At 52.5% G+C, this 12,063-nt stretch carries 8 protein-coding genes; 6 read left to right on the top strand and 2 right to left on the bottom strand.

Translation table 11 applies throughout. The annotated features are described in order from the left end of the window. Nucleotides 1–160: 160 nt before the first annotated feature. Nucleotides 161–1,450 (bottom strand): serine--tRNA ligase, encoded by a 1,290-nt coding sequence (serS, locus tag JW881_05465; GenBank protein ID MBN1696940.1) that lies wholly within the window; start codon nucleotides 1,448–1,450, stop codon nucleotides 161–163. Between the two features lie 116 nt (nucleotides 1,451–1,566). Here serS and JW881_05460 point away from each other — a divergent pair, with 116 nt between their 5' ends. The 6 genes from JW881_05460 to JW881_05435 all read left to right on the top strand — a co-directional run bounded on the left by JW881_05460 (nucleotide 1,567) and on the right by JW881_05435 (nucleotide 11,120). Beyond that, a complete protein-coding gene (locus JW881_05460; GenBank protein ID MBN1696939.1) occupies nucleotides 1,567–2,667 on the top strand; it encodes an N-acetylneuraminate synthase family protein in 1,101 nt (366 codons plus the stop codon). Then, nucleotides 2,664–3,167, top strand: a complete 504-nt coding sequence (locus JW881_05455) for an NUDIX domain-containing protein (protein MBN1696938.1) — start codon at nucleotides 2,664–2,666, stop codon at nucleotides 3,165–3,167. Before JW881_05460 ends, JW881_05455 begins: the two co-directional genes overlap by 4 nt. A gap of 108 nt (nucleotides 3,168–3,275) precedes the next feature. Beyond that, a complete protein-coding gene (locus JW881_05450; GenBank protein MBN1696937.1) occupies nucleotides 3,276–4,067 on the top strand; it encodes a hypothetical protein in 792 nt (263 codons plus the stop codon). Nucleotides 4,068–4,071: 4 nt separating this feature from the next. Further along, the gene (locus tag JW881_05445; protein ID MBN1696936.1) at nucleotides 4,072–8,313 is read left to right on the top strand and encodes a hypothetical protein; all 4,242 of its coding nucleotides are present in this window, start codon (nucleotides 4,072–4,074) and stop codon (nucleotides 8,311–8,313) included. 149 nt (nucleotides 8,314–8,462) lie between these two features. Continuing rightward, a complete protein-coding gene (locus tag JW881_05440) occupies nucleotides 8,463–9,674 on the top strand; it encodes a glycosyltransferase (GenBank protein ID MBN1696935.1) in 1,212 nt (403 codons plus the stop codon). A 27-nt stretch (nucleotides 9,675–9,701) separates the two neighbouring features. Beyond that, nucleotides 9,702–11,120: a sigma-54-dependent Fis family transcriptional regulator gene (locus tag JW881_05435; protein ID MBN1696934.1), complete on the top strand. Its 1,419-nt coding sequence runs from the start codon at nucleotides 9,702–9,704 to the stop codon at nucleotides 11,118–11,120. Between the two features lie 139 nt (nucleotides 11,121–11,259). Here JW881_05435 and JW881_05430 read toward each other — a convergent pair whose 3' ends face one another. After that, nucleotides 11,260–12,018 (bottom strand): SPOR domain-containing protein, encoded by a 759-nt coding sequence (locus JW881_05430; GenBank protein MBN1696933.1) that lies wholly within the window; start codon nucleotides 12,016–12,018, stop codon nucleotides 11,260–11,262. Nucleotides 12,019–12,063: the final 45 nt, after the last annotated feature.

Here is a 12,063-nt window from a genome sequence, read left to right as displayed (position 1 = left end):
AATAACCGCTGTGTTTCTATACTATTTTCTATAGGTGACATGACATATATACATCATAAAAAGATAGTTTTTAGAGGTGCCCTTATTTCTTCGCGATATTCGGATATCCCGATAATCAAGCGGTATACGAACAATACGAGTTATTCTTGACATTCGAAGATTAACGCTGATTTTTTCCCAGTGTTTCTTTTTTCATCCATGGGCGGAGGACATCCGGAACGGCGACCGTTCCGTCTTCCCGCTGGAACTGCTCCAGTATTGCCGGCAAGAGCCTGCTCGTGGCAAGCCCAGAGGCGTTGAGGCTGTGGATATACTCGTTTTTTCCAGTATCCTTCCGCTTGAAACGGATGTTCCCCCGCCGGGCCTGATAATCGCGCGCGTTCGAGGCCGAACTGACTTCCTTGTACTCGTTCATGCTTGGAATCCAGACCTCGATATCATAGGTCTTTGCCATGGACGCGCTGCAATCCGCGGCGGCGAGTTTCGAGACACGGTAATGGAGTCCCAATCCTTTTACGAGGTCCTCCGCTTTTTGTATCAGTCGTTCGAGTGCGGCCGCCGATGTTTCGGGGGTGGTAAACTGAAACATCTCGATTTTGTTGAATTGATGGCCGCGTATCATCCCCCGTTCCTGGGTACGGTAGCTACCCGCCTCTTTCCGGTAACACGGTGTGTAGGCGAAATATTTTTTCGGCAGATCTTCTTCACGGAGTATTTCATCCCGGTGATAATTGATCAGCGCGGTCTCCGCCGTGGGGAGGAGAAAGTGGCTGAAATGCTTTCCGTCTTCGGCCTCGAGATGAAACACGTCGTCTTCGAACTTGGGAAACTGCCCCGCGGTATAACCGCATTCGTAGCCGAGGATATGCGGGGGAAGGATGAACTCGTAGCCGTCCGCGCGGTGTGTTTCGATAAAATAATTGAGCAGGCCCCACTCCAGAAGGGCACCGTCGCCCTTGTATAACCAGAAACCGTTTCCTCCCATTTTTACCCCGCGTTCGTAATCGATGAGCGAACATTCTGTGGCGAGTTCGATATGGTCTTTGGCCTTGAAGGTAAAGGCGGGTTTTTCGCCGAATGTACGGATGACCTCGTTGTTCTCCTTGCCCCCGGGTTTTACATCGTCGTCCGGAATATTGGGGAGCCGTTCGAGGATTTCCTTGATCCTGGCTTTTGTTTCGGCAAGCCGTGTATCGAGCGTCTTGATCTTTTCAGACACCCCTTTCATCTCCTCGAGAAGTCCGTCCACGGCTTTCCCTTCTTTTTTCATTTTCGGGATAGCACCGGACACCTCGTTCCGTTTTGCCTTGAGTGTGTCGGATTCGATGATAAGCCGTCTGCGTTCATCATCCAGGCCGATCACTTCGCTGAAATCGACTGAGGCATTTTTTTTGAGGAGGGCTTTCGTCACTTCCTCTTTTTTCTCTCTAATCAGGTTTATATCAAGCATAGGCCGATCATATCACAGATGGAGAAGTTAGTCAAAGACGGCGTTCTCCAATAACGCCGACATTTTAATCCGCTTGCAGGAAATGCGGAAAAAAACGTATAATCGGAGACATGGGAATGTCGATAAACATCGGAGAAAGAACGGTCGGAAACCGGTCACCCTGTCTTATCATCGCCGAGGCCGGAACGTCGCACCACGGCGATCTCGATGCGGCGTATTCGCTTATCGACGCGGCACGGACCTCCGGCGCCGATTGCGTGAAATTCCAACTCGTCTATGCCGATGAAATCTGCCATCCCCGTACCGGCGCCGTCGAACTTCCCGGGGGCAAAGTCGACCTGTATGCCTCGTTCAAGGCCCTCGAACGGGATGAAGGATTTTACCTCCTGTTGAAGGAACGCGCCGAAGCCTCGGGGCTTCTTTTCCTATGTACCGCTTTCGGTCTTCGCAGTGCCCGTATCCTGAAAGGGATCGGCGTCAAGGCGGTCAAAATCGCTTCTCCGGAACTCAACCACTTCCCCCTTCTCGAGGAAACCGCCTCCTACAATATCCCCCTCATTCTCTCGACCGGGGTGTCCCGGCTCGGGGATATCGAGACCGCACTCTCGGTCACGGGCGCCGATACGGCCATCCTTCACTGCATTACCGCATACCCGGCCCCTGAGGATGAATATAACCTCAGGCTGCTTCCCCCTCTTTCGGATCTTTTCGGCGTGCCGGTGGGAGTTTCCGATCATTCCGCCGATCCGGTCCTGGTGCCCGCCCTTTCCGCTGCGGTAGGGGCGCGCATCATCGAAAAACATATCACCCTCTCGAACGAAGGCGGCGGCCTCGACGATCCGATCGCTCTTCCGCCTTCCGCTTTCGCGCTCATGGCCGCCGAAGTGCGCCGGGCGGAGGAGGCGGGTTATGAGGAAACGGTTCTATCGATGAAAAAAAGATACGGAGAAGGCCGGGTCGAAAAGGTGCTCGGGGACGGTGTGAAACGCCTCGCTGCTTCCGAACAAAACAATTACCGGACCACCAGGCGGTCTATCCATGCGCTTACCGATATTGATCGGGGCGGGCTCTTCACTCAGCACAATACGGCGATACTCCGAACTGAAAAAAATCTGCGGCCGGGTATCGGGCCGGAATACCTTTCCTTGATATGCGGAAAATCCGCGAAACGGCCGGTACCCGAAGGCGAGGGGATTACATGGGAGGATGTCATATGAATGAGGAGATGCTTCCTCTTGTGGATGAAAACGGCCGGTTTTACGGAACGGCCACCCGCGCGCGGTGTCATTCGAACCCCCGGTTGCTTCATCCCGTCGTCCACCTCCATGTCTTCGATGCGGAAGGAAGGATATACCTTCAGCGGCGCGCCCTCACCAAGGATCTTTTCCCCGGATACTGGGATACATCGGTCGGGGGCCATGTCGCGGCCGGCGAGACAATCGGCGAAGCCCTGGCAAGGGAAGGCCGGGAAGAGCTCGATATCGATACCTCGCGGGCGGTTTTTCTTTTTACTTATATCTGGAGAAATGAAAACGAAAGCGAATATGTGTACAGTTACAAAATCATCTGCGACGGACATATCCTCCCTCCCCCGGAGGAAGTGATCGAGGGGCGGTTTTTTACCGTTTCCGAATTGAAGGCAAACGCCGGCAATCTCAGAATAACACCGAATTTTATACATGAATTGCGACTGCTTCAATCAAACAGGGTTGTATAATCCGTGTATCGTCGGTATAGCCGCCTGTGGGACCGTATTTGTTGGACTCGATAATAAAAAGGTATTTTGCTTGACTCCGCCATCCATCCATATAATATTATAAGTGAGATGGTAAAAAGCAAAATAAAATCGTACTGGAAAGAATATTCGTCGAATATCGTACGGCTTGACCGGTTCGCTATCCAGAAAATGGGGCTCCTGCAGTCCCAAACCCTCCTGAAAATCGAAAATTATATCATCATCTGCGCCCCGTATCAGGTGTCAATGAAAAAAGCCCTTCTTTTCGCGGTATTGAACGAAAGGGAGCTTCCTTTTTTCACGCAGTACCTCTCAAAACTCGCTGCCCTCAAATTTACCTTTCAGAAAGATCTCAAGGGCATACCCCTCAAGTTTTTCGTCTGGGCCATTATCGACAGGATCGAGCCGATAAAGGGAAAAGAGAACATGTGCCTCATCGAGGTATCGTATAAAAGCTATCCGGAAGCACTCATCACGATAATCGGCGAGTTTCTTGCATTCAAGGCAAATTTACGCAAACAGTACGAGAAGCTGAAGGACAGACATGTTTTCGTCAATAACGATACCTCCCGCCTTCTCAAATTCAATAATTATATCGAATGCCATATCGGAAAGCGGACCGTCGAAGCGAAACTGATATCCCTTTCCGTCAACAACCTCACCCTTTCGATTCCGGGAGTCGATCCGAATCTTAAAGAGGGATACGGGTTTGTCTCGAAACTGTATTTCCAGACATACCGTTTCAACGTAAAAGGGACGATCGGTTCGATAGAAAAAAACGTCGGCGGATTTCTCAAAATAATTTACGAGATCGAGTATGTCCCCGAGCTTACCGAAATCCTTTGGGAATATTTCGAAAACGCCGCATCCCGCGCGGGTTGACCGGATGAACACCCGGCAGGTTTCCCGTGTCATGATTCACATCGTGTGTCTTATTACGTTCATTGCGCCAGGCCTTCCGCTGAGGCTGTCCGCCGCCCCCCAAAAAGAAATACCCCTTGTGCCGGGAGAGAGAGAGGAACTGTCGCTGAACGGAAAGTGGCAGGTGGCGACGACGTCGGAAGGCGCCGCAGTAGCCAAAAGCGCCGCATGGAAAACCATGAGTGTTCCGTGCCTGATAAGCGGCAACGCGGTCGGGGGGAGCCGCTATGTCTGGTACCGGAGGGACATCCGAATTCCGGATAAGTGGGACGGGCTGGCCGTCTTCCTGCTGCTCGTCGGGGCAAGATTCGATCCGCATGTGTATATCGACGGCCGCCTGATCGCTTCGCGGCTCGACGGATGGACCCCTTTCGAAATCGATGTGACGGACCACATCAGGCCGGGAGGGAGTGTGACGCTCGACATCCGCTGCCGGGACTGGAGTGCGACATTCGCACCCGGATTCGCCATTCCTCCGGGGACGGAGGCGGGGTGGGATACTTTACGCGGATATCCCGCGGGGAACATACTCGCCCCGATCGGCGGTCACTTTACCTCCTACGGTATCTGGGACGACGTGATACTCTCGGCGCGTCCCCGCGCACACCTTTCCGATATCGCGGTTTCGACATCGTACCGGAAGAAAACCCTTTCGGTAAGGGGAACATCATCGTCTTACGCCCGCGTCCTCCGCGTCCGGGGGGAGGTCTTCGAAGAAAATCCGGACGGAGAGGACCGCGGGGAGTGTGTTTTGGCCCTTCGGTCTTCGGTTGTCGATGAGAAGGGCGGCTGGTCGTTATCGGTTTCCATCTTCGGCGGGGAGATCCGTTTTTGGTCGCCGGAGGACCCCTTTTTATACCGGCTGCGTCTTTTTCTCGAGGACGCTTCGACCGGCCGGATCATCGATGCCTGTGACGAACGGATAGGGTTCAGGGAACTCTGGGCCGAGGGGCCAGAGTTCTATCTGAACGGGGTAAAGCGGCATCTTCTTGCCTCGAGCGGATGGCCGGCCTCCTCATATCAGACGGACGCGGAAGTACGGGAAGCCCTCGAGACAATAAAGGCGGGAAACAATGTCGCTTTCCGTTTTCACACACAGCCGTGGCAGCGCAAATGGCTTTCACTGGCGGACGAAATCGGTCTTATGATAATCGAAGAAGGCGCCCTCTGGTGCGACGGGGGCGGGGGGTATGCGTATAACGACGATCGCTTCTGGGAAAACGTCTGGAATCATCTTTCGGGCATGGTCCTGAGGGACCGGAATCACCCGTGCCTTGTTATGTGGAGTATCGAAAACGAACTTCTCCACTGCGGGGCGTCGAGATACTCGGATAATGCGGAAAAAAATCTCGCCGCTTTGGGAGTGAGACTGAAAAAGCTCGATCCCGACCATCTCGTCACCTATGAGGCCGATCTCGATCCCGGCGGTGTCGCAGATGTCATCGGTCTTCACTATCCCCATGAAATGCCCGAATATTCGGATTATCCCGATACCGCGGATTGGCTTTCCGAGAGGGTCGTAACGGGGACGGAGGGAGGACTCATGGGAAGCAGGGGAGAAGAGTTTTTCTGGGACAGGGAAAAACCCCTCTACATCGGGGAGTATCTCTGGATACCGAGGGAGGATTACGCTCCGGGCACCGTTTTTTTCGGGGACGAGGCGTACGGAAACCTGAAAGACTACCGCATCAGGGCGAAGGCGCTTGCATGGGAATTCCAGACGATCGCCTACCGGCGCGCCGGCGTTTCGGGAATGTGTCCGTGGACGATCGCCGATTCGGGGGGGCGGATCGATACCGGCGGTGTGCTCTTCCGGACCCAGAAACGGGTTTACGAACCGGTTGCGGCGTTCGCGCGCGAACTCGATTCGAGATTCTTTGCCGGTGAAATTGTGTCGAGGCATTTCGATGTGTTCAACGACAGCCCCCGCGCGCTGTCGCTGAAGCTGAAATGGAACCTCCGGGGAATAGCATCCGGTGAATCGGATGATTTTAAGCTGGGTCCGGGCGGGCGTACCGTCGCGACGGTCAATGTTCCGATGCCGGATGCCGAATGCGTCGGGGGAAGGAAGTTTACCGCCTCACTCGAAACGGACGGAAAGATTGTTCATTCGACGGAGACGGCCTTTTCCATCTTCGAAAAAAAACCGCTCACCGTACCCAAAGGGATAGCTCTTGCGATTTACGATCCGGGGAAGCGGTGGGCGTTGGGGGGAGAAAAAATCGATGCCTCCCGGATATCGAACCTGAAGGAAATTTCGCGATTTCAGCCCGAAAAAACGATACTCCTCATCGGCCCTTATGCTCTCCATAAGCGGGAAGCGGTTGACGGTCTTCCCGTTATCGGCGGCGGTGTCGAAGGTTCGGCCGATGTTCGGAGGTTTCTCGAAAATGGCGGACGTCTTTTTGTCATGGAGCAGGAAACTTTCGGAGGACTCGCCGCCGGTATATCGCTCGTCGATCATCCGGCGACGATGACCTTTCCCCTCGACCGCCGGCATCCTCTGTTCGATGGTCTCGCCGCCGGGGCCTTCAGATTCTGGCGGAACGGCCATTACGTTGCGAAAAAACAGATTGTACGGCCGGAAGGGCACGGGGGAAAGGCCCTTCTTGTTTCCGGGGGCGATAACAGCCTCGACCAGTCCCCGCTTGTGGAACTTCCTTTCGGCAGGGGACGAATCATTTTATGTCAGGCGCTTGCCGGTACCTCCTGTGCCGATGAACCCTCGGCGCGTATGATCGTCGGCAACGCGATTTCCTTCCTCGCGCCGGTATACCGGCACGCTTCCGTATCCGCTGTCCTGGCTGAAGGAAGGGAGGCCGGTTCCTTCGTCGACCGGCTTGACCTGATGGGACTTGATTACCGGGAGATCACCGGGGTTCCGGCCGCCCGGGATATACGGGGTACGGGGCCGGTTCTTCTTCACGGCGGCGGGGAGGCCCTCGATCGATCAATCCCCCTGCTTGCGGAATATCTTACCGATGAGAAAAGGAAGCCCGTTCTCTACTGGCATTGTCCCGAAAAAGACTCCTTCGAAAGACTCATGAAGGCCCTTTCAATGCCGGATTTGACACTATCAGCGGGAAGCGGTCCACTGACGTTCCTTGACGGGGATCACGAGATTTCCGGGGGAATCTGCCGGGAGGATCTTGTTTTTATCGGGGAGTACCGAGAACCGGTCTGGCAGCGCGGGTTCGATCCCGATCCGGCGATTGCCGATACCGTTCTGGATATCGCCCCCGGGAAGGACAACGGGGTGCGGTATGAAGTGGAAACGTGGGAACGCGAAGGGAAATATGTCGAAGTTGCCGACGGCGGGAGCACGGTCAGGTTCGCCACAAACGGTTCGGTTTCAGGAACGATCGATGTCCTTTCCGAAGGATTGCACAGAATAACGGTCATGGCCGGCGGAACTCGGGCAGAGGGGATATGGCCGCTTCTGGTTATCTCCGGGAAGGAAATCCCCGAGACCTATATCGCGCTTACCGGTAGTGAGGTCAAAGCCTACCATACTTTCATGAGTCTTCCCGCAGGGAGGTGTTCGTTGAGACTATCTTTCGTAAACGATTATTATAAAAACGGGGAAGACCGCAATCTCAGTGTCGATGCCGTTATCATTTCGAAGGTCGATGCCGATGAAAACGGGATTCATTTGATCAGTCTCCCCCCGGCGATCGCGGTGATCGATACGCCGCCTGCCGGCCGTATCGTCTGTGACTGCGTCAGGTGGCATACTGCGGGGCACAACCGGGTCCGGGGAATGCGTTACGCATCGGTACTCCTTGCGAATTGCGGCGCGGCATTCGTCCCGCCGCCGGTCGAACCGGAATGGATACCGGTTGCGTTTTTCAAGCCCGCCGGGAAGATCGCCCACTTCCGGCAGACGGATAACGAAATTGCGCTGTATTCGGCGGGAACCGTGACGGCGGACTTTTATTGCCGGGAAGAGGATGATTATGAGATATTTGTCCGGGGATATTCGACGCCGCTCGACGGTATATTCGCCCTTATACGGATTTCAATCGATGATAAGGAAAAAACGGGGACGGAGGTGGTATCCGCCTTCACTACTACCTTTGAAGCCGGTTCGGTTCATCTGAAAGCCGGTGTTCACAGGATTTCGGTTACCTATGTAAACGACAAATGGAAACCGGAAGGCGATCGAAATCTTTTTCTTGAGGGTATCGGTTTTTCGGGTAAAAAGTAACATCGGTCTTTGCGATATATTCGGTGCGGACCCCTGCCGGAGGAGGTCGATACGGAAACGGCCGTATGCACGGATAATCCGGGGTAAGACAGTTTTTGGCTATGAGCCCTTGACAAAGGCGGCATAATCTGGAGAATACGATCATACCTATGCATATTGGAATATTTACAGACACTTATTATCCCGTTATCAACGGCGTTTCGACCTCGACACTCTCGTTTTCAGAGGAACTCGTAAAGCGAGGGCACCATGTTTCGATTTTCTGTCCACGGTATAAAGGGACGAAAAACGAACCGAAGGACCCCTCAAAACCTGGAATTTCGGTGTATCGATGTTTCGGTTTCCCGCTTCCGACGCATCAGGAGCATTACATCACCTTTCCATGGCTTGGATTCAGGGTCGACATTGAAGCCCTGAATCTGGATATCATCCATATCCAGCATCCCCTTCTGGTGAGCGGGTACGGTGTCTGGATTTCAAAAAAACTCGGTATTCCACTGACACATACCTATCACACTCATTTCGAACAATACGGCCATTATATCTTTCTTCCCAGGCGAATCATGAGGGTTTTGGTGAAAGCCGTCAGTAAACTCATATGCGGGCTCGGCAGTTACACCTTTGTTCCGTCCCCGCAGATCAAGCGGATTCTCGAAGGGTACGGCGTTACATCACGCCTTGTTCTTTGTCCGACGGGCATCGATATCGAAGGGATGAAGAGAACGGTCAATCAGGAGCTTGTGGATCGTCACCTCGATATCGACAGGAAGAAGCGGATTCTGCTTTTCGCATCGCGTATATGCCGTGAAAAATCTGTCGGGTATGTCGTGAAGGCATTCCCCCTGATCAAAAAAAAGATCCCCGATGCCATTCTCATCCTTTCCGGCGACGGTCCCCTGGTACCGGAAGTAACCGAGATGATCAAACAGATGAAGATGACCGATAGTATCATTCTCAAGGGATATTTAAGCAGGGAAGATCTTTATGCCTATTACAAGGCGGCGGATATATTCGTGTTCCCCTCGATATCAGAAACACAGGGTCTTGTTGTTCTCGAGGCGCAGGCCTTCGGTACCCCGGTCGTCGGTGTGAGTCAAAACGGCGTCCAGATGATCATGGAAGGAAACAGGGGCGGATTGCTGGCGTCATCGAGAAATCATGAAGAGATTGCCGAACTCTGTATCGCCCTTCTATCGGACAGATCGCTCTATGAGGAAAAATCAAGGGAGGCCGCCGATAACGCGCATAGTTGGAGGGCGGATAAATTCGTTGCCGTGATGGAAAAACATTTCCGCGAAGCAATCGACGAATACAAAAAAAAGCCCGGGAAACCTCTGCTTCGAAGACTGCACAGCGTATGAAAATTTTCCGTTATCTGACGGAGGTACATGAATATGAAAACAATATTCCCTCTCGACCCCCTTCTTCTCGTTGATGATGAAGAAGATGTGCTCGAATCGTATAAAATGGCTTTGAAATTCAATGGGATAAACAATTTCATTCTTTGTTCCGATTCGAGAGAGGTGCCCGGGATGCTCGCCGAAAGGAAAATTTCTGTAGCCGTTCTGGACCTTTTCATGCCTCATGTCAAAGGCCAGGACCTGCTTTCCCTTATTAAAGAAAAATATCCCCAGATTCCGGTTATCGTGGTAACGGGTTCCAATAAGGTGGAAACGGCCGTCGAATGCATGAAATGCGGGGCTTTCGATTACATGGTGAAACCGGTTGAAAACAGCCGCCTCACTTCCAGTATCCGCACCGCGCTGGAGATACGTGAATTGCAGTTTGAAGTGGATACCCTGAAACGACAGGTTCTCTCACAGGATATCCATCACCCGGAGGTTTTTGCGGAGATAATCACGACCGCCAATGCCTTGAAGAGTATTTTTAAATATGCCGAGGCGATTGCATGTACGCCCAAACCCGTTCTCGTTACCGGTGAAAGCGGTGTCGGAAAAGAGCTCATAGCCAGGGCTATACACCGGCTCAGCAACAGAACGGGCAATTTTGTTCCGGTCAATGTGGGCGGACTCGACGATACAATGTTTTCAGATACCCTTTTCGGCCATAAAAAGGGGGCGTTCACCGGCGCGGATTCTTCGCGGCCCGGTCTCATTGAACAGGCTTCCGGAGGAACCCTTTTCCTCGATGAAATCGGTGATATGGATAACACTTCACAGGTGAAGCTTCTTCGTCTGCTGCAGGACAAGGAATATTATCCCCTTGGTTCCGATGTGGTAAAAATTTCGGACGCGAGAATAATCGCCGCAACCAATACGGATCTCGAACAAAAACAAAACGACAATACCTTCCGCAATGACCTCTATTACCGTCTCATTATCCATCATATACATATGCCGCCGCTCCGGGAGAGGCCGGAAGATATCCCCCTTCTCATCAATCACTTTGTCGAACAGTCCGCGCAATCAATGAGCAGGAAAACCCCCGGCATACCGGACCAGATATTCCCGTTACTTTCCTCTTATCATTTTCCCGGAAATATACGGGAACTGCAATCGATGATTTATGACGCGGTCAGCAGATGTGAAACACCGGTGTTGTCCCTTTCCGTTTTCAAGGAGTATATTAAAAAGCGTACGGGGGGAAATGCCCGGGAGGATTCGCGGACCGCGAAAAAGGATTTTTCAATTTCCTATTCGGGCAGAATACCCACGCTGAAAGAAGCGGAAGATTTTTTTATTGAAAAGGCACTGGAACGGGCAAAGGGAAACCAGTCGATCGCGGCGACCTATCTCGGCATCAATCAGTCCACCCTGAGCCGGAGGTTGAAAGAAAAGCAGGGATGATACATCCCGGCAGGGCCGCGAGACATTAAAATATATCCGAAAAAAAAAGCACCGAGTTTCCAAATACTTTTTTTTGATAAGGAAAAACGGTGCCATAAACCTTTCAACCGGAATAAACGTTCGATCATCCGGTAATGTATTAGTTCGTGTGTTTTTGAGTCGGTACTTCCGAAATATAACTGTCCTCCATACCGTCGATTACCTTTATCCAGGAGAGGAATTTTTCCGCCTCGGCCTTGTTCCGGTACGGCCCGATTCTCACCCGGTAGTAGGTCGTTCCATTGACGTCCTTTGTCTGAATACGCGCCTGAAATCCGTGCTGAAGGAGTTTCTCGTTTTGCTCCTCCGACTTGCTTTTGCTTTTATACGCACCGATCTGTATCCAGTACTCGATTACCCGTTTTTCCTTCCGGGGGGCGGGAGTGGGCGCGGCCGTGATTTTTTTCGTCGCTTCCGGTTTTTCTACCCACACCTTCGGATACGTTTCTTTTTTTCTTTCGACCCTGATAACCACTTTTTCTTGTTTTTCTTCTTTATTTGTCGGTTCCTCTTTTTTCGTATCGTTCTTTTCCGCTTCGGTCTTCACTTCCGTCTCTTTCGTCTTTTCCGATTCCTCTTCCGAAAGCTCATCCGCCGTTTCTCCGGCGTCCCGCTCCTCCTTTTCACCATAGGTAATTTCCATTGTCTCGGACGGGGCGGCAGTAGGTTTTAGACCGATTGGTTCACTCTCGCTTCTCGTGTGCTGTATAATGTCATAGGAGGTACCCGACCGGTCGCCGCCCGCCGAATCGGTTTGTTTTTCGAGTTCGGGCAGCGTCCACCAGAAACCGACGCCAAAGACAACGACCAGAAAAGCGCAAATACAGATAATGACGATAAGGATGTGTTTACTTTCCATTATGACATACTCCCGCGATAACCTCATTTAGTTTATCGACAGATC

The sequence above is a fragment of the Spirochaetales bacterium genome, assembly GCA_016930085.1.
Lineage (GTDB): Bacteria > Spirochaetota > Spirochaetia > SZUA-6 > JAFGRV01 > JAFGHO01.
This window is presented reverse-complemented; position numbering and strand designations above follow the sequence as displayed.

Excerpts from the sequence above, each read along its gene's own strand:
- serS (MBN1696940.1), bottom strand. The coding sequence starts at position 1,450 with ATGCTTGATATAAACCTGATTAGAGAGAAAAAAGAGGAAGTGACGAAA.
- JW881_05430 (MBN1696933.1), bottom strand. The coding sequence starts at position 12,018 with ATGGAAAGTAAACACATCCTTATCGTCATTATCTGTATTTGCGCTTTT.
- JW881_05455 (MBN1696938.1), top strand. The coding sequence starts at position 2,664 with ATGAATGAGGAGATGCTTCCTCTTGTGGATGAAAACGGCCGGTTTTAC.
- JW881_05435 (MBN1696934.1), top strand. The coding sequence starts at position 9,702 with ATGAATATGAAAACAATATTCCCTCTCGACCCCCTTCTTCTCGTTGAT.
- JW881_05450 (MBN1696937.1), top strand. The coding sequence starts at position 3,276 with ATGGTAAAAAGCAAAATAAAATCGTACTGGAAAGAATATTCGTCGAAT.
- JW881_05440 (MBN1696935.1), top strand. The coding sequence starts at position 8,463 with ATGCATATTGGAATATTTACAGACACTTATTATCCCGTTATCAACGGC.
- JW881_05445 (MBN1696936.1), top strand. The coding sequence starts at position 4,072 with ATGAACACCCGGCAGGTTTCCCGTGTCATGATTCACATCGTGTGTCTT.
- JW881_05460 (MBN1696939.1), top strand. The coding sequence starts at position 1,567 with ATGTCGATAAACATCGGAGAAAGAACGGTCGGAAACCGGTCACCCTGT.